This window comes from Vibrio sp. dhg (assembly GCF_003443775.1).
Classification (GTDB): domain Bacteria; phylum Pseudomonadota; class Gammaproteobacteria; order Enterobacterales; family Vibrionaceae; genus Vibrio; species Vibrio natriegens.
The window spans coordinates 1307137-1325825 of the sequence record NZ_CP028944.1 but is presented as its reverse complement, the minus strand read 5'-3'; the positions used below and the strand labels follow the sequence as shown (position 1 = coordinate 1325825).

Below are 18689 nucleotides of genomic sequence, written 5' to 3'. Positions count from 1 at the left end.
ATTTAACCTTGTTTTTCGGTTTTAATCGCTACCTCGACAGACAGGCCCGGATAGATACGCTGTCTCAGCTCTTGGGGAATATCTAACTCAATTCGCACTGGCACGCGCTGAACGACTTTGACAAAGTTACCCGTCGCATTTTGTGGCGGGAGCAAACTAAACTGCGCACCCGTTGCAGGTGTAATCGAAGCAACTCTGCCATGCAGTGGCTTGTCAGGGAACATATCCAAAACGACTTCAACGTTCTGTCCTTCAATGACGTTTTCTAACTGAGTTTCTTTAAAATTGGCTTCTACCCAAACATAGTCCGGAACCATCACGATGAGCCCCATACCTGGCTGAACAAACTTACCAACCTGCACTTGTCTGTCTGCAATAAAACCATCAAATGGCGCTTTTATCACCGTTCTCGCTAGCGCAATTTTAGCAAGTTTCAGATTTGCCTGAGCCCGTTTCTGTTGTGCAATAAGCTGCTTTTTCTCGGTTTTTAATGTCTCATATTGCTTTTGCTCTGCACTTAGCGCCAATTTAACCGTTTCTAATTGACTGCGCGATTCAATGGCTCGCGTTCTTTGCGCTTCATATTGGTTCTTGCTGACTGATTGCTTTCGTACCAGACGTGACAAGCGCTCTAACTCCGCAGCCTGATGATCGGATTTAGCTCTTGCGCTAGTAATGCTTTGCTTCGCCTGTTCAATTTTGACTAATTGCATTTCCGTTTTGGTCTGGTTCGCTGTGATTGCTGCGTTGGCGACGTCTAACGCCGATTCTGCGATCTCCAAATTTGCGATGAAATCCTCGTCGTCAATTGAAAACAAAGGCGTACCTTTGCTCACCCATTGGTTGTCTTTGACGAATAGCTGGCTAACTTGTCCTGCGACTTCTGGTGACACTGCTGTCACGTCAGAATGGACGTACGCGTTGTCCGTCTTAACTATGTTCGGCTGATACAAGCTGTAACCAACGCCGAATAATGATCCAAAAACAAGCAGTAATGCGATGGCTTTCTTTTTCATACTGAACACCTCAACTAATGATTCGCACAAACTGTACTGTACGGTACAGTTTTAGTAAAGTAACTTTTGATCATTTTGAAAAGTGAGGATCTAAGGAGATGAGTTGAACGATCTTCTGGGGAAATTTGGAGCGCCACGCAGCTTGTTGATAATTGGAGTAGATATTAATGTGTGGTTTCCCCAGTTTAAGCAGATTGAACACTGGAGGCCGTGTCAGCAACTCAACTCTTTTCAATCAAACTGTTTGTAATGCCTCAAAAAAGAACAAGTACGTTTCACAATGGTGCACCACCTCTACATCAACAGAAGGAAATAAAGTAAATTTCTTTACAAAACAATGAGATATAATTTGGTCTGTATTTTGCTAAATGAATATTGAATCGATGCTTCGATATAGATGCATCAACCATCAGCACCTTAAAAACGTTCGCGTTGTTTTAGGTTGCTTAGTTAGATTGTTTTGTTTACTTAGTTCTATCAAGGTGACTTAGTATGTTGTCTACAAACCATATCGCTAATTGGATAACCCTCGATTTTAAAATCGCCTTCTTTTTCCCTGCGCAATAACACTTCTTATTGGGCGCACAGCAATGTGCTCTGTACTGCTATTCGTTTAAACAAGCAGTACCACTCGATTAGCCCAAACCAAATATCAAGCATACAGAACAGTAAATCAGAGACTTATTTTGTCCGATAACTCACCTCTGGTGTTGATCAAGCAATAAGTCATGTATTTGCCGCAGTGCGTTTATTTCTGAATTTTAGATTTGGGAAGGCACTGTTTTATTCCAACCCATCTGTATGCCTTAAAAATATTCAAAAAATGATCTTTTAGGGAAAATAAAATGGAAAACTTTAAACACTTACCTGAGCCGTTTCGTATTCGCGTTATTGAACCAGTAAAACGCACTACACGTGAATATAGAGAAGAAGCAATTCTAAAAGCGGGTATGAACCCTTTTCTTCTGGATAGCGAAGATGTGTTTATCGACCTTCTTACCGATAGTGGTACAGGCGCTATTACGCAAGAGATGCAAGCAGCCATGTTGCGCGGCGATGAAGCATACAGCGGCAGCCGAAGCTACCATGCACTTCAACAGGCCGTTGAGGATATCTTTGGCTACCAATACACCATTCCAACTCACCAAGGACGTGGTGCAGAGCAAATTTACATTCCGGTTCTGATTAAAAAACGTGAGAAAGAGAAAGGACTAGACAGAAGCAAGATGGTGGCGTTGTCGAATTACTTTTTTGACACCACACAAGGCCATACACAGTTGAACTGCTGTGTTGCGAAAAACGTTTATACCGAAGAAGCATTCGACACTTCAATCGAAGCAGACTTTAAAGGTAACTTTGATCTGGAGAAACTAGAACAGGCGATCCTAGAAGTCGGCGCTGCCAATGTGCCTTATATCGTTAGCACCATCACTTGTAACTCAGCAGGCGGCCAGCCAGTATCGCTTGCTAACCTAAAAGCGGTTTATGAAATTGGCCAGAAATACGATATTCCAGTGATCATGGATTCGGCTCGTTTTGCAGAGAATGCGTACTTTATTCAACAACGTGAAGCTGGCTACGCTGACTGGTCAATCGAAGCAATCACCAAAGAGAGCTACAAATACGCCGATGGTCTGGCGATGTCAGCTAAGAAAGATGCCATGGTTCAAATGGGCGGCTTACTTTGCTTTAAAGACGACTCGTTAATGGACGTGTACACAGAATGCCGCACGCTGTGTGTTGTTCAAGAAGGCTTCCCGACCTATGGTGGCCTAGAAGGTGGCGCTATGGAGCGTCTGGCCGTGGGCCTTTATGATGGTATGCGTCAGGACTGGCTCGCATACCGAATCGGTCAGGTTCAGTACCTGGTTGATAAACTGGAAGCGATTGGCATCGTTTGTCAGCAGGCAGGTGGCCATGCTGCCTTCGTTGACGCAAGCAAACTCCTGCCGCACATTCCTGCAGAGCAATTCCCGGCACATGCACTGGCGTGCGAGCTTTATAAAGTCGCTGGTATTCGAGCGGTAGAAATAGGCTCCCTTCTATTGGGCCGAGACCCTGCGACAGGTAAACAACACCCGTGTCCGGCTGAACTGCTTCGCCTTACCATTCCTCGCGCTACCTACACACAAACGCATATGGATTTCATTGTCGAAGCATTCCAGGCGGTAAAAGAAAATGCAGCCAATGTAAAAGGTCTGGACTTTACTTATGAGCCGGAAGTTTTACGTCACTTCACCGCGCGTCTAAAAGAGGTTGAGTCAGAGACTCAAGCTCCATCCATCACGACAGCAGAAACAGTATAAAAACTAAAAATTTAAGCGCAGCGTGGAAGGTTGCACTTTTTATTTATTTTGATAAAGGAATAACATCATGAATAAAAACCCATCTTTAGTCGGTGGCTCCTGCATTATTGCCAGTGTCTGTGTTGGTGCGGGTATGCTTGGTTTGCCAAGTGCCAGTGCAGGTGCCTGGACAGTGTGGTCCATTCTCGCGATTTTATTGACCATGGTCGTGATGACAATATCGGGCTGGATGTTGTTAGAAGCGTTTAAAGAATATGATTTAAAAGTTTCTTTTAATACCGTAACCAAAGAGCTACTGGGTAAAAAAGTTAACTTTATTAATAACCTGACCGTCTATTTTGTCGGCGGTATTTTACTTTATGCCTATATTACGTCTTCTGGGTTAATTATTCAGAACTTGCTTGATATCGATAGCAAAAGCGCTTCGGTTATTTTCGTGGCCGTATTTTCTGCTTTCGTATGGCACTCGACCAGAGCAGTAGACAGAATCTCAGTTCTGTTGATTCTGTTCATGATACTTAGCTTCGTATTTGGTGTCTCGGGACTGGCAGCCAATATAGACACCTCTATTCTGCTAGACACCATCAGTCAGGAATCACAGTACGCCCCTTATGCAATGGCCATTTTACCTGTGGCTCTGACTTCATTTGGTTACCACCACTCCGTGGCTTCTATGCGCGCCTATTACGGTGAAGAAAACAAAGCTAAAAATGCAATTTTGGGCGGTACGGTCATCGCTTCTGTTCTGTATTTATTATGGCTGACAAGCATCTTTGGTAATTTGCCTCGCGTTGATTTTGGCCCAGTCATTGAACAAGGGGGTAACGTAGATGTACTGCTAAGTTCACTTGGCTCTGTGATTGAATCAGAAAAAGTGAGCCAGGCAATTAACAGCTTTTCAATGGCCGCGATTCTTTCTTCTTTTATTGGTGTGGGTTTAGGCGTGTTTGATTTCCTGGCTGACCTATTTAAATTTGAAGACAACCGCACAGGTCGAGCGAAAACATGGGCCGTAACTTTTGTCCCACCTCTGGTTTTATCTGTGCTGTTTCCATTTGGATTTGTTAGCGCCATTGGTTATGCCGGAGCTGCTGCAACCGTATGGACCTGCATCATTCCAGCACTGTTAGTGAGAAAAGCGCGCAAAACATCCGGCACGAAAGACGGGTTTAGGGCTCCTGGTGGGCAACCAATGCTCATGGGCGTCATCTTCTTTGGTGTCGTGACTGCCGCCTTCCATTTTATGAACATGATGGGAATACTGCCGACGTATTCTGGCTAGATGTCATGACTTACGGCTCGACATTCACGGTATGCTTACAGGAACGTCAGCTAAAACATAAGAAAAGTACGAAATGATTGGTCAACAAGAAACGATCACTGTTACGAAAGGCTGATTTTGTTAATATTCATGTTGAGTCGAAGCTGACGACTACACCAACCTAATTAAATTGGCTTATTAAGTCACGATGTTAGGTTGGTTTATCATAACTATCACTAAATCCTAAAAAAAAGCAGTAAAAAGGAAAACAATGACAATTGAAAGAATAGAATCCACAGAGCGTATGAGCCGTATTGTTAAACACAACGGTACTATTTATCTTTGTGGCCAGACAGCTGGTGATGCGGCTTGGGATATTACCGAGCAAACAGAGCGCTGCCTCGCTAAGATTGATGCCTTACTAGAAACAGCAGGCAGCCATCGCGATAAGCTCCTATCCGTTACCATCTACCTTCGCGATATGAAAGACTTCGCCGAGATGAACAAAGTGTGGGATGCATGGGTTGCGAACGGAGAAAAACCTGCGCGCGCATGTGTTGAAGCTCGCATGGCAAGAGATGTTATTCTGGTAGAAATGTCCGTGACGGCCGCTCAATAGTCTGTAAATGCTTAGTTAGTACTTAGCAAGACATTTCAACGCCACCTATTCTAAGGTGGCGTTTGTCCTTCTTCATCCAGTTTTAAATACCGAATCACTTTGTAAGCCAACCATTCAGGATTATCCAAAGGAATATCGTGCCCGTCACTATGGTTGTAGATAATAGGCATGTTCCAAGCCTTAGCAGGGGCTTCTGTCGCGGTATGACTGACGAGATTATCTTCGAGAGACGAGATAAATAGGATTTCGTTTACCGGTTTGTTCGCCCTGAACGTCATGGCTGCGAGTAATTGCCGAAAAAAGTTCGACGCCGTGGTTGGGTAGAGTCGATTCAACATAACCCAATCATCGATTACCGTTTCGCTTATCGGCTTATTCGATACCATGGAGTAAATGATCGACTCTTTTTGCTCTGGGCGCGAAAACAACGCTTTCATGATTTTGAGATAGTTCACGGGCTTTAATCGCTGATAAAAAGGACTAAATCCCCGACTGCTGGTATTAATACAAACAACCCGCCTCACCTGATTGGGATACAGCTCTGCCCACTTCAGCGCAATCATTCCTCCCATTGAAATCGCGACGATATCAACCTGAGCATTGGTTGCCAGCTGAAAACGTATACTCTCAACCATTTCCTCTATTGAGCATGGTGATTTCTCATCCGACAGAGCACCAGTACCGGGAATATCTACAGCGATAACTCTCTGGTTTGGAAGGAGTTCACTCAGCAGCAGTGAAAACTCGCCCCAATGGTACTGACCACGAAAAAGCCCTCTAATTAAGACGATGTCATTACTCATGAAGCTTTACTCACGGCTCGTTTATTCGGGTTGATTGGCATCAACTAAAGGGCTAACCTCGACTTCAGAGCATGCATTGTGTGCTGTTAACCATTGTTCAACGGCGACACGGTCATCTTCTGAAGCTGAATCATACCTACGCTCAGGAACCACAAAACCATCAAAGCTAGAGAGATCAGCACCACCACCCATGACTAAACCTCGCCCCTCTAAAAACGACAAGAAATCATTGATAAGAAGATCGCACTCCTCTTCATTCGTTAAGTTCAAATGACAAAAAAATGAAAACCCCAACACTTTAAACTCGTCGACATACAGCTTTTTTCTTAATCTTCTCGATCGTTTAGTCGCCATAATATTGCCTCAAACACTATTAAACGGGAGTACAAGAATTTACTTTTATACAGTGTAGTAGCCTGATTAAAACGGGGGATAAATATTTTGAGCTAAAGATACGCGGAGAAAGGTATGAAGCTAAGAAAGAGGCAGACTCAAATTACGCCGTCATTGTGATAATGCCAAGGACTAAACAGATCAGACTAATAAAAATAAAGCCGAGTATTTCCCAGCTTTATCAAAAGTATTAGGAGTAAATAATTACTGTGCGTCTGGCTTTAATGCGTACTTGCCTGAACCAAGAAACATAATTGCAATTGAAGCAAACAAATAAACACCAATGCCTTCAACCGCCCATGCGCCAAACTTATTTAAAGCGAACAAATCTCCCATGTTTAAGAGATAGATAACCATTAAACAAGTGCCAGCGACAACAACAGAAGCCAAGCGAGTGTATAAGCCAATAATCATTAGGATTGGGGCAGCCACTTCACCTAAGTAAACCCCGTAGGCTACAAATGCAGGCAGACCATGGTCGACCAACAAGCCTTGTATAAACTCGGTTCCGCCAATCACTTTATGGACGCCGTGCAATAAAAATAGGAATGCAAAACTGACACGTAACACCAATTTACCCAGATCGGGTTTCGCCAATATTCTATCGATAAAATTTAATAGTTCACCCATAACCACTGCCCTTTTTATGTCTAATAATTAACACTATAGAGGTCTGGAAAGGCGATTATCAGCTTAAAAGATTAACTGACTTCATCAATTTTTCCGAACAACATCATTGACATAAATCAATTAGGCCACCAGCACATTGGGGTATGAAAACGTGTCGTTGAGGAGGACTTAAGTAGTCGGTGTGAATATCTGTTTGATTTCGTCAAATAACCACTGAAATACCGGCCCATGCATTCTTCCCTTTTTAAAGACCATATCGACAGGTGCATTCCAGGGCTTGTGGTCGAATGCCACTTTAATTTTATGTAGTTCACCGGACTTTATTGAGTCGTTGACTAAAAATGATGGCAAATAAGCCCAGCCAACCTGCTGTTTAACGAGCTCTAACGCGCTGTAATGGCTTGAACTCCACCAAACTTTAGGTGCGATACTGATCAAAGCCTGCGATTCTACTTTTGATTTTCCTCGGATTGCCAGTTGTCGAAACGGTGCCAGATCAGATTGCAGTTCAACATCAATATCTGCAAGCGGATAATTCGGATGACAAACAGGAAGGTAATCAATGCTTCCAACATAACAGAAGTCGACTTGCTTTAACTGTTCAAACTCGGTGAACATCACTCCGATATCAACATCACCATTTGCAACTTCAGCAGAAATATCGCCAGACGCTAAACTCAGCACATCAATTTGAATCGTGGGAAATTGGTTATCCAAACGCTTAAACAAGTCGGCGAACTTTGGATTATAAACGCCGTCGTCAATGGCTATCGTCAACTGGCTTTCTTCCGATCGTTCAATGGATTGAGCAATTTTTTCGAATTCGTCTGCCTGCGCCAACAAGTTTTTCGCACTACGTATCAAACGTTCACCCGCGGGGGTTAACTTGGGGCTTCTGGCCGAACGATCAAACAACTCGATGCCTAAATCAATCTCTAAGGTACTGATACCATGGCTAACCGCAGATTGAACTTTGCCCATTTTCCTTGCACAGGCAGAAAATGACCCTAGCTCCGCAGAGAGTACCAACATCCTAACTTGTTCCAAACTCAACATATGAAAAAAATCGATAGTTATTAACTTTTATCCATCATAATAATCGATACCATAGCCTGCAAATGTTTTTCCTTTATCTAATTAGGTGGAAATTATGAGCTGGTTATATTTAGTTTTAGCTGGTCTTACAGAAATTGGATGGCCGGTTGGATTGAAAGTTGCTCAATCTGGGCACAAAGTGTTAGGGATAACAATGGCAGTGGTATTCATGGCGATAAGCGGCGCGTTGCTATTTGCAGCGCAGCGAGCGATCCCGATGGGTACCGCATACGCAGTTTGGACAGGCATTGGCGCAGCCGGAACATTTCTTGTCGGCGTTTATTTCTACGGAGACCCGACTTCCATGGTTCGCTACATCGGCATCATGCTGATTTTGTCTGGCGTGGTCATGTTGAAGCTTGGTCACTAATGAGAAAAAGCATTAACGCAGCCTTATATCGCAAGCGTTAATGCTTATCTAAACATCAAATAGCGTCCTTTCTTCAACCAAAGTTCTTTACTCAATCAAAGAAAAGTCAGCGATAGTCAGGTCGAACGAGCTGAGCAGTGGGTGCGGCGTTACTCCAGAAACTAACACAATGTCGACTGCAGGCAACGGTGGCATATCATCGAGAATCTGTAGGTCGCTGGTGACACTTAATCGTCCCATTGCACCAATAGCCAACCCCTCTCGAACTATTGCCCTTTGCGCTGACGCGGTATTACAACACGCTAACAGCTGGTAAGAGATACCTCTTTTAGTTAGACCATCGATTGCAGCAGCGTGGTATTTACAATCCGGCTGGAAAAGTGCCAATGGTAAAGGCTTAGTCTTATCCATTTGGTAATCCTGACTGGCAATCCACACCCCTTTATCGTGAGCAAGCCAATGCCCTTCTTCACTTCCAGCGGAGCGAGTGAGTATAGCGGCGTCTAATTTGCCTTCATCCAGCCATTCTCTCAGTGTGACGCTGGGTTGGCTAAACACTTGAATAGAACAGGTTGGTTCCGCCTTTTTTAGAATCGCGATGACTTTCGGCAAAATGGCATCGTTGTAGTCTTCCGGACAGCCTAACCTTAGTGGCAGCTTATCGTGATAACGGCGTACCTGTGTCACCGCTTTGTTGTGTAAAGCGACCAGTTGCTCAGCATGAGCTCGTAACGCAAGGCCAGCTTCGCTGAGCACCAGATTACGTCCTTCTTTTTCAAACAGGCGAATATTCAGTTCATCTTCCAATTTACGCATCTGAGCACTGAATGCCGACTGGGTTCGATTAATCTGCTTCGCTGCTCGCGTAAAACTGCCTGTTTCTGCAAATGCCAGAAGGCTTCTTAAAGCGTCAATATCCATACTAAGCTTATCTATCGGTTTTATTAATGTGTCCCATCAAAACTATCCGTTAGTTTTCGATAAAACAATCTATTACCGTAAATGTTCCAAACCATCACTCAGAAATAAGGAAGCATGGATGAAACTTTATATCGGCAATCAAAACTACTCGAGCTGGTCTCTCAGAGCATGGCTTATCTTCATGCAATACGACATCGACGTTGAGATCGAGAAAATCAAACTGTTTACGGACGAATTTTACAACACACTGGAGGACATTACACCGACCGCCAAGGTACCAACTTTAGTTTGTAATGATGTTACCGTGTGGGACTCGCTGGCGATTCTCGAGTACGTAAACGAAGCTTTCTTAGACGGTAAGGCGTGGCCACAATCTCTTACTGAGCGAGCCAAAGCAAGAGCTATATCAGCTGAAATGCATTCAGGATTTATGGCACTACGTAACGAGATGCCAATGAACTGCCGTGCTAAGAGAACGGTATCTTTGAGCAAAGACGCACTTAAAGACATCGAGCGTATTGACCAAATCTGGTCACTGCAAATGGGACAATACCCGGATGGTTGGCTGTTTGGAGAATGGTCAATTGCGGACGCGATGTATGCACCTGTGGTACTGCGCACGCTTACTTACGGCATCAAGCTATCAGAAAAGGCTACGCAATATCAGCAGAAAGTCCTGAATAGCGACACCATGCAGCGTTGGCTAGCGGAAGCCAGCCTTGAAACGGACATCGTCGGAGAAGATGAAGCGGGTGAGCCGATCTAGCCTGCTTATCACCTATCCCCCAACTAAAAAGCCAGGGGATAGGTAAATAACCAAGAAAATTAACGCTATTTATTACTTGTTACTTGGAAATGCAAATTGCGCCGCTTCGTTAGTTTGCGGCTTTGGCCATTTCTGAGTAATGGATTTACGGCGAGTGTAGAAGCGCACGCCGTCAGGGCCATACGCATGGAGATCGCCAAACAACGAACGTTTCCAGCCACCAAAGCTATGGTAAGCCACCGGGACAGGAAGCGGTACATTGACACCAACCATGCCAGCTTCCACTTCGTCGCAGAATATCTCAGCCGTTTCACCATCGCGTGTAAAGATGCAAGTCCCGTTACCAAACTCGTGTTCATTAATGAGCTGAATGCCCTCTTCAAGAGAGTTCACGCGCACAACACACAACACAGGGCCAAAGATTTCATCAGTGTAAATCTTCATGTCTGGGGTCACTCTATCGAACAAGCTGCCACCGATAAAGTAGCCAGCAGAGAAGTCAGGAACCGAAAGACCACGGCCATCCACAACTAATTCCGCACCGGCCTCAACACCGCTTTCAATATAACCGGAAATCTTCTCTAAATGCTCTTTCGCAATCACTGGTCCCATGTCCACCGAGTTCTGAGTAAAGGCTCCGACTCGCAATTCTTGGATAAGCGGGGTCAATTCTTTCACCAAGTTATCTGCAACTTCATCACCCACACACACCGCAACTGAAATCGCCATACAGCGTTCACCACAAGAGCCAAATGCCGCCCCCATCAGTGAGTTGATGGTGCTCGATACTTCGGCGTCCGGCATAATGATCGCGTGGTTCTTCGCGCCACCAAGTGCCTGTACTCGTTTACCGCGCTTAGTGCCTTCCGAATAAATATATTCCGCGACAGGCGTCGAACCCACGAAGCTCATCGCTTTCACTTCCGGAGCTTCGATCAACGCGTCAACAACCTCTTTGCCGCCATTTACCACGTTTAAGACGCCATTTGGCAAACCTGCCTTATGCAATAACTCAACAATAAATAAGGTTGAAGCCGGTACCTTCTCTGACGGCTTGAGGATAAAACAGTTACCGCACACAACCGCGAGTGGATACATCCAAAGCGGCACCATAGCAGGGAAGTTAAATGGTGTAATACCAGCGACGATGCCGACAGGTTTGTGATCACTCCATGCATTAATGCCCGGTCCGGTTCCTCGGGTGTATTCGCCTTTTAATAACTCTGGTGCACCACAAGCGTATTCCACATTCTCAATACCACGCTGCAGTTCGCCGAGAGAATCTTCTATCGTTTTACCATGCTCTTCACTGATCAAACGCGCAATCTGATCTTGATTCGCTTCCAAAAGATCCTTGAACGCAAACATGATACGCGCTCGTTTTAGCGGAGGCGTTTTACTCCAGGCTGGATAGGCACGTTTCGCCGATTCTATTGCCTGATTCACGGTTTCAGACGTACCCATTTCTACTTGGCGAATCGGCTCACCTGTCGCCGGGTTGTAGACATCAATCGTCGAACCTGAGTGTGAGAACTTGTCTCCGTCAATAAAGTGCGAAATAACTTCCATGATCTGACTTCCTTCCTTAATTTTTTTAATTTAGTTGATTCAATGTCTCGTAAACCGCGTCGAATAAGCGCTCTAGATCTTCAGCTTTGGCATTAAAATTTGGACCGAATTGAATCGTGTCGCCACCAGAACGTACATAGAATCCTTTTTCCCACAGGTCTAATGTACATTCGAACGGCCTAATCGTTGGATCATTGTCTCTCGGTGCGATCTGAATCGCTCCGGCTAAGCCGCAATTTCTGATGTCGAGAACGTGGTTTGCACCTTTTATCGCATGCAGTTTATTTTCAAAAATCGGTGCCAGCTCTCTCGACTGTTGGATTAACGCGTCTTTTTCCAACAGGTCTAATGTTGCCAACCCTGCGGCACACGCGACGGGATGAGCGGAATAAGTATAGCCGTGAGCAAACTCGATCATATGAGGAGGTAAATCCTGCTCCATAAATGCCTGATAGATTTCATGAGACGTAATCACTGCGCCCATTGGGATTGCACCATTGGTAAGCTGCTTCGCGGTGTTCATAATATCTGGAGTCACGCCAAAATACTCAGCACCAGTCCAGCATCCCATACGTCCGTATGCTGTAATGACTTCATCGAAGATCAGCAAGATGTCGTGCTGGTCACAGATTTCGCGCAGACGCTGTAGGTAACCTTTCGGCGGCACAATCACGCCCGCAGAGCCCGACATTGGCTCTACAATAATTGCGGCAATATTGGATGCGTCATGAAGTTCAATGAGCTTCAAAAACTCATTCGCAAGTTCCACCCCCCCCGTTTCTGCGCAACCTTTTGTAAAGGCTAAATCAGGTTGCAGGGTGTGAGGAATATGGTCGGCATCAAACAGCTGACCGAATGTCTTTCTATTGCCGCCAATGCCACCCAGACTGGTGCCGCCAACGTTAACGCCATGGTAGCCACGGACGCGACCAATCAGCTTAGTTTTCGACGCTTTGCCTTTGACACGCCAATAAGCTCTTGCCAACTTAAGTGAGGTGTCAGCACATTCCGAACCAGAGCCAGTAAACAGCACATGATCGAGCCCTTGTGGCATCTTCTCGACGATTTTATCTGCCAGTTTAAAGGAGAGCTCGTGACCAAATTGAAACGCAGGTGAGTAATCGAGAGTCCCTAACTGCTCTGCTACCGCTTTTTGAATCTCCTGACGACCATGGCCAGCGCCACACGTCCAAAGCCCAGACAGCGAGTCATAGATATCACGACCATTGGCATCTTTGAGCCAGGCGCCTTGAGCTTGAGTGATGATGCGGGGATTTTGGTGAAAGCTGCGATTGGAAGTAAATGCCATCCAATGAGCAGAAAGATCTGTATCGATTCCGTCTTGTGCAAATTTGTAGTTACTCATCGCTATATCATCCTTGTAGTGACTAGATTTATTTTTAGCACATGAGTATGTTAAGTAGATTATAAATTTACTTTACGTTAGTTATGAAAAAGCTCAACAATAAAAACCGAAGCATCATTAATCAGATCACCGACTTTGATATCAAACTGATCCGCCTGTTTAAAACCGTTGTCGAGTGCGGCAGCTATACCGCTGCTGAGCCCGTTCTTGGCATTACAAAATCAGCCATATCGTTACAAATGAGTGATCTTGAAAAACGGCTAAATATGAAGCTTTGTCATCGAGGACGAGGTGGTATTACCCTGACTGACGAAGGCGAAGCAGTGTTAGAATCCGCCGATATTCTGCTTGCCTCGATTGAGCAATTTCGTAATGACGTAAACCAAATCAATAATGAGCTGCGTGGCGAGCTCAATATCGCGCTAGTCAATAATTTAGTCACTCAGCCACACATGAAGATAACCCGCGCGCTAAAGCATATCCGTAAAATGAGTGAAAAAATAAATATCAACATCACGATGTCGACCCCAGCAGATATCGAAAAAGGCTTAATCGACGGACGGTTTCATGTCGGCGCATTCCCTGCCAATAACAAAAGTAACAACTTTGATTACCGCACTTTGTACAACGAAAATTACTTCCTCTACTGCAGCAATGAGCACCCATTGTTTATGGAAAGTGATCAGAATATAGAGCGCCTTAAACAGACCAATTCGGTCATCACAAGACACCGAATGTCTCCCGAAGTCACCGATCTGTATCAAAAGCTAAAATGCTCGGCGACGGCGTCCGATCACGAAGGTATCGCTTTCCTTATATTGACAGGGACTTACATCGGGTTTCTACCGCAGCATTACGCCGATTATTGGTGTAATAAAGGCCAAATGCGTCCTCTATTTACCGATACGTTTCACTTCAGTTCAGACATATCCTTGGTGACCAGAAGCGGGTTAAAACACAACCAAATACTAGATAAATTCTTAGAAATCATAGAGTAAACATTAATTAATAAATGTTATCCTGACGATAAAAAACTTGTTCTTTATTTGCTGTATTTTTTATTGCGCGTGAAAACTTATGACCTTAATATCGCGCTGCTTCTTGATGATAGCCAATCCGAGTACATCACAGCAGTTTTGTGGCAAGGCGATAGAGCAACTATCCAAGAGTTTCTTTGACGGCGGTAACCCCGCTCTTATTGACGCTCCACTTTTCATCACAATGCACATGAAAAGTGTCTACTTAACTTTGGAGGTTTGCGATGGCTCATTCTGCGTCTGTACTAGGTTTTCAATCTTTTTCTTCTCCGGCTTTACCAGCGGAGACAGTCGATCTTATTCAAACATCTGTTGAACAATTTGGCGCGCCATTGTTAATGCTCGACTGCGATATGATTCGTAAAAATTACAGAGCACTAAGCCAAGCATTACCGAATGTCACTCTGCACTTTGCATTGAAGCCATTGCCTCATCCAACGGTGGTTAAAACCCTATTGGAAGAAGGCGCAAGTTTCGATTTGGCAACATCAGGTGAAGTTGACCTGGTAAAACAGCAAGGTGTGCCTGCAGATCGTACGATTCACACTCACCCTATTAAACGTGACCGTGATATTCGTGATGCGTTAGCGTATGGCTGCAATGTGTTTGTTGTTGATAACCTGAACGAGCTAGAAAAGTTCAAAGCGTACAGCCACAAAGTAGAGCTACTTGTGCGTTTGAGCTTCCGTAACTCAGACGTGTTTGCCGACTTATCGAAAAAATTCGGTTGTACGCCAGAACAGGCACTCAACATCATCGAAACGGCGAAAGAGTGGAATATTCGTATTAAGGGACTGTCGTTCCATGTTGGTTCACAAACGATGAACCCACAGAAATACGTTGATGCAATCCGTACTTGTAAGCAAGTGATGGACGAAGTTGTGGCTCGCGGTTTACCTGCATTGAGCACACTGGATATTGGTGGTGGCTTCCCGGTTTCTTACTCAGAAAAAGTGATGCCAATTGATGAATTCTGCGTACCGATTAACGAAGCGTTAAACGAGTTGCCAGAAACAGTACAGGTTATTGCAGAACCAGGTCGCTTTATTGTTGCAGAGTCAGTAACCAGCGTGGCATCAGTAATGGGTCAAGCAGAGCGTGACGGTCAAATGTGGTACTACCTGGATGATGGTATCTACGGCTCATTCAGCGGTTTGATGTTTGATGACGCGCAATACCCATTGGTAACGTTGAAGCACGAAGGCGAGTACTTACCAAGTGTGTTGTCTGGCCCAACTTGCGACAGCATTGATGTGATCGCAGAAAACGTAATGCTACCAAAACTAGAAAACGGCGACTTGATCATTGGCCGTATGATGGGCGCTTACACCAGCGCTACAGCAACGGATTTTAACTTTTTCAAACGTGCTCAAACGATTGTGATTAACGAGCGTGATGAGCGCAGCGAACGTCTGTTTGGTTAATTAAAAGCAAATAGAGATAGAACACAAAAGCTCCCAACCCTGGGAGCTTTTTTCTTCGAGAAAACAGCAAATTAATCCTTCGCCACAAGCAACATCTAAATGCTCCGATATCACCCTAGCGCATGTTACTTACACACATCGACAAACCACTCGACAAAAGACATCACGTCTTTGGATGCATCTTTCCTTTTGCAGATGTTATAAAACTTATCGGTATTACTCGCGATATCAAAAAGAGTAACTAAATCGCCTCTTTTGATTTCTTCCCGGAAGGCATCAATAGGGCAAAGTGCGACGCCATGGCCTGCGATAGCGGAAATCACGAGTAAGTTAAAATCGGCATAAGTGTTACCTGGAAGCCCTCCCTCCACATCGACTCCCGCCAATTTGAACCACTCTGTCCAACCATCTTTGTTTTCATCGTGAATAACCTCGGAACGGAGTAAGTCTTTAGGTTCATCAAACGGGCCATATTCTTCCAAAAACTTCGGGCTGCAGACTGCATAGGTGTTCCTTGAGATGAATGGAATTTCAATCACATCATCCGATTCCTGCTCGATGTAGGTGATGAGTACATCATAGGTACTTCCCGCCAGTTGATCCCGCATATCCACGTATAGAACCTGCACTTCAACGTCTGGGTAGAGCTTGGTAAAACTTTTCAGGTTTGGAACCAGCCACCGAGTTGCAATCGAAGGAATACACCCGACGACTAACGAACTTTTCCTGCCTCTGACTTTAAAATCCGTCGCTATATCCGCGAGCTCATCAAAAACACGCCCAGTTCTATGCTTAAGCTCATGTCCGGTTTGGGTCAGCATCACGCTCCTGCCCTTTTTCTTGAATAACTCAACTCCAAACCACTCTTCGAGGTTTGATATCTGATGGCTGATAGCCGTACTCGTTACGTGTAACTCCTCGGCGGCTTTAGAAAAATTCTCATATTTTGCTGCACAATTAAATGCTTTTAGAGCATTAAGAGGAGGTACCAAAAACCCTTTATTTTTACTCATCAATAGTCAACTTTTTCTCATCATTTAATCTAGATTTCATCATTTGTTTACAAAAAACTCAAGTGATAGCATTGTTTTTGTAACAAAAACCAGCCAAAGCCAACAGGATTGGTGAATTAATTTCATAAGGAAAACACATGTTTGTAAGAAGTTTAAAAGACGTAGCGACGAGTGATTACTTTGTTGACTGGGGTAACGGTACGAGCCACCGACTGCTTACTGAGCAAGATGGCATGGGCTTTACCGTTTGCCACACCGTTGTTGCACAAGGTTCAGAGTCAATCCTTGAATACAAAAACCATCTAGAAGCATGTTACTGCATTGCTGGCGATGGCGAAGTTGAAGACATGGAAGGCAATGTCTACAAAATCTCTCAAGGCGATATTTATGTTTTGGATAAGCATGATAAGCACTACCTGCGAGCTTCAGAGAAAAACGACATGATTCTAGTCTCTGTGTTTAACCCACCACTAAAAGGCACAGAAAGACACAACCTTTCTGGAGATGGCTCATCAAGCTACTAATCTCAGCGCCCCTTAAATAACAAACAACTACATTCAGGGAGGAATGTCTATGGGTTATCTATATACAGCCTTCATTCTCTATTTACTGGGAATGCTGGCCATTGGGTACTACTTCTACAGAAAAACGAATACGGTATCCGATTACATATTAGGTTCTCGTAATCTACCACCAAGTGTTGCGGCATTAAGCTCAGGGGCTTCTGATCTGAGTGGTTGGGCGTTGATGGGTTTACCGGGGGCGCTTTATGCCGGCGGCCTCGGATCCGTATGGATTATTGTATTTACCCTGATGGGTGTTTATCTCAACTGGAAGCTGATTGCACCTAGGCTGCGTTTAGAGACGGAAAAACTAAACGATGCTCAGACGATTCCAGAATATTTACACAACCGCTTTAAAGACAATACCAATGTTCTTCAACTTACGTCCTCGCTCGTCACTTTGCTATTTTTTACCCTTTACGTAGCAGCAGGACTCAGTGGCGGAGCGGTTCTCTTTGAAAGTACGTTCGGCTTAAGTTACGAATCAGCCCTAATTATTGGATCAATTGTTATCGTCTCTTACACCTTCATGGGAGGTTACCTTGCGGTATGCTGGACGGACTTTTTCCAAGGGTTAATGATGGCGCTATCGCTGTTCATTACCGCTTTAAGTTTGTTCTTCCTGTTTAGTGCACCAGAGCAAGGCGTAAGCTACAGCCAAATTATGAGTGAGATTTCACTGGAAAGCTTAAAACCATCTAATGGCTGGTTCTTGGGTCTTTTATCTCTCAGTGGCTGGTGTATTGGTTACTTAGGTCAACCTCACGTGCTCGTCCGTTTTATGAGTGTACGCAGCGTAGAAGACGTGAAAGTTTCTCGCCGAATTGCCATGGTCTGGTCAACCATAACCATGATGTCTGCAGTCGTTGTTGGCGTGCTCGGGTCATACTATTTTGAGCCAAAGCTTGATAATGCAGAAACGGTATTTATTGCATTGGCACAGGCATTTTATCATCCACTGGTTGCCGGACTGATTATTGCGGGTGTGCTGGCAGCAATTATGAGCACCATAGACTCGCAGCTACTTGTGTGTTCAACCACTATCTCTGAAGACTTATACAAAACCTATTTGCGCAAAAATGCATCTGACAAAGAAGTGTTACTGGTTGCACGCCTTGGTGTCATTGTTGTCGCACTAATTGGCCTTGCGCTGGCATTCAACAAAGCGGATCAAACACTATTAAGCATGGTTGCCTTCGCTTGGGGTGGATTTGGTGCAGCCTTTGGTCCTGTCATCTTACTGAGCTTGTTCTGGCCAGCGATGACCAAAGCAGCCGCTATTTTTGGAATGATAACAGGTGCAGCCATTGCATTAGTTTGGGAAATTTTGGACGGAGGTATTTTTGATATCTTTGGTGTCGTGCCAGGATTCCTGATGTCCACACTCGTGATTGTTGTATCAACGTTGTTGTCAGCCAAAAACGACGGTAAAGAAAGCGAGACATCATTGCAGTTCAAGTAAAGCAATAAGGCTGCTTTTGAGTCTCTAGAAAACTACCTTCAGACGAAGGTAGTTTTTTATTACAGGAAGACTCCG

Annotated in this window: 19 protein-coding genes; 10 read left to right on the top strand and 9 right to left on the bottom strand. The window is 44.6% G+C overall.

Features of this window, described 5'->3' with window-relative positions; genetic code table 11:
• Nucleotides 1-2: 2 nt before the first annotated feature.
• Nucleotides 3-1016, bottom strand: coding sequence for an HlyD family secretion protein (locus tag DBX26_RS21650; RefSeq protein WP_118120861.1), 1014 nt, complete (start codon nt 1014-1016; stop codon nt 3-5).
• Between the two features lie 492 nt (nt 1017-1508).
• Here DBX26_RS21650 and tnaC point away from each other — a divergent pair, with 492 nt between their 5' ends.
• From tnaC to DBX26_RS21630, 4 genes are all read left to right on the top strand, one after another.
• Complete coding sequence (tnaC, locus tag DBX26_RS25835) at nt 1509-1583, top strand: tryptophanase leader peptide (RefSeq protein ID WP_076633468.1); 75 nt, start codon at nt 1509-1511, stop codon at nt 1581-1583.
• 278 nt (nt 1584-1861) lie between these two features.
• Nucleotides 1862-3322, top strand: a complete 1461-nt coding sequence (gene tnaA / locus DBX26_RS21640) for a tryptophanase (RefSeq protein WP_118120860.1) — start codon at nt 1862-1864, stop codon at nt 3320-3322.
• 67 nt (nt 3323-3389) lie between these two features.
• Entirely contained in the window at nt 3390-4604 is a 1215-nt protein-coding gene (locus DBX26_RS21635) for an aromatic amino acid transporter (protein ID WP_065300547.1), read from the top strand.
• Between the two features lie 250 nt (nt 4605-4854).
• Entirely contained in the window at nt 4855-5202 is a 348-nt protein-coding gene (locus DBX26_RS21630; RefSeq protein WP_014235018.1) for a RidA family protein, read from the top strand.
• 50 nt (nt 5203-5252) lie between these two features.
• Here DBX26_RS21630 and DBX26_RS21625 read toward each other — a convergent pair whose 3' ends face one another.
• The 4 genes from DBX26_RS21625 to DBX26_RS21610 all read right to left on the bottom strand — a co-directional run bounded on the left by DBX26_RS21625 (nt 5253) and on the right by DBX26_RS21610 (nt 8060).
• Complete coding sequence (locus tag DBX26_RS21625) at nt 5253-6005, bottom strand: alpha/beta fold hydrolase (protein WP_020333499.1); 753 nt, start codon at nt 6003-6005, stop codon at nt 5253-5255.
• Nucleotides 6006-6026: 21 nt separating this feature from the next.
• The gene (locus DBX26_RS21620) at nt 6027-6359 is read right to left on the bottom strand and encodes a YggL family protein (RefSeq protein WP_014235020.1); all 333 of its coding nucleotides are present in this window, start codon (nt 6357-6359) and stop codon (nt 6027-6029) included.
• A gap of 243 nt (nt 6360-6602) precedes the next feature.
• Nucleotides 6603-7028, bottom strand: a complete 426-nt coding sequence (locus tag DBX26_RS21615) for a DoxX family protein (protein WP_118120859.1) — start codon at nt 7026-7028, stop codon at nt 6603-6605.
• 168 nt (nt 7029-7196) lie between these two features.
• Nucleotides 7197-8060 carry a LysR family transcriptional regulator gene (locus tag DBX26_RS21610; protein ID WP_118120858.1) on the bottom strand — a complete coding sequence of 288 codons (864 nt, stop codon included), beginning with the start codon at nt 8058-8060 and terminating at the stop codon, nt 7197-7199.
• A 118-nt stretch (nt 8061-8178) separates the two neighbouring features.
• Here DBX26_RS21610 and DBX26_RS21605 point away from each other — a divergent pair, with 118 nt between their 5' ends.
• Nucleotides 8179-8493 carry a multidrug efflux SMR transporter gene (locus DBX26_RS21605; protein WP_014235023.1) on the top strand — a complete coding sequence of 105 codons (315 nt, stop codon included), beginning with the start codon at nt 8179-8181 and terminating at the stop codon, nt 8491-8493.
• An 87-nt stretch (nt 8494-8580) separates the two neighbouring features.
• Here DBX26_RS21605 and DBX26_RS21600 read toward each other — a convergent pair whose 3' ends face one another.
• Entirely contained in the window at nt 8581-9414 is an 834-nt protein-coding gene (locus DBX26_RS21600; RefSeq protein ID WP_118120857.1) for a LysR family transcriptional regulator, read from the bottom strand.
• Between the two features lie 118 nt (nt 9415-9532).
• On the opposite strand from DBX26_RS21600, the gene DBX26_RS21595 reads away from it, so the two are divergent.
• The gene (locus tag DBX26_RS21595; RefSeq protein WP_118120856.1) at nt 9533-10180 is read left to right on the top strand and encodes a glutathione S-transferase family protein; all 648 of its coding nucleotides are present in this window, start codon (nt 9533-9535) and stop codon (nt 10178-10180) included.
• Nucleotides 10181-10252: 72 nt separating this feature from the next.
• Here DBX26_RS21595 and DBX26_RS21590 read toward each other — a convergent pair whose 3' ends face one another.
• Nucleotides 10253-11749, bottom strand: coding sequence for a CoA-acylating methylmalonate-semialdehyde dehydrogenase (locus DBX26_RS21590; RefSeq protein ID WP_118120855.1), 1497 nt, complete (start codon nt 11747-11749; stop codon nt 10253-10255).
• Nucleotides 11750-11774: 25 nt separating this feature from the next.
• Entirely contained in the window at nt 11775-13115 is a 1341-nt protein-coding gene (locus DBX26_RS21585) for an aspartate aminotransferase family protein (protein ID WP_118120854.1), read from the bottom strand.
• Nucleotides 13116-13198: 83 nt separating this feature from the next.
• Here DBX26_RS21585 and DBX26_RS21580 point away from each other — a divergent pair, with 83 nt between their 5' ends.
• Nucleotides 13199-14113 carry a LysR family transcriptional regulator gene (locus tag DBX26_RS21580; protein ID WP_014235028.1) on the top strand — a complete coding sequence of 305 codons (915 nt, stop codon included), beginning with the start codon at nt 13199-13201 and terminating at the stop codon, nt 14111-14113.
• 263 nt (nt 14114-14376) lie between these two features.
• Nucleotides 14377-15576 carry a type III PLP-dependent enzyme gene (locus tag DBX26_RS21575; RefSeq protein ID WP_020333507.1) on the top strand — a complete coding sequence of 400 codons (1200 nt, stop codon included), beginning with the start codon at nt 14377-14379 and terminating at the stop codon, nt 15574-15576.
• Nucleotides 15577-15701: 125 nt separating this feature from the next.
• Here the strand turns inward: DBX26_RS21575 and DBX26_RS21570 are convergent, their stop codons facing one another.
• A complete protein-coding gene (locus tag DBX26_RS21570; protein ID WP_020333509.1) occupies nt 15702-16589 on the bottom strand; it encodes a LysR substrate-binding domain-containing protein in 888 nt (295 codons plus the stop codon).
• Nucleotides 16590-16726: 137 nt separating this feature from the next.
• Between DBX26_RS21570 and DBX26_RS21565 the strand changes: the two genes are divergently transcribed.
• Both DBX26_RS21565 and putP read left to right on the top strand, forming a co-directional pair.
• A complete protein-coding gene (locus DBX26_RS21565; protein WP_014235031.1) occupies nt 16727-17113 on the top strand; it encodes an ectoine synthase in 387 nt (128 codons plus the stop codon).
• A 49-nt stretch (nt 17114-17162) separates the two neighbouring features.
• Nucleotides 17163-18614 carry a sodium/proline symporter PutP gene (gene putP, locus DBX26_RS21560; RefSeq protein ID WP_118120853.1) on the top strand — a complete coding sequence of 484 codons (1452 nt, stop codon included), beginning with the start codon at nt 17163-17165 and terminating at the stop codon, nt 18612-18614.
• The last annotated feature ends 75 nt before the right edge of the window (nt 18615-18689 follow it).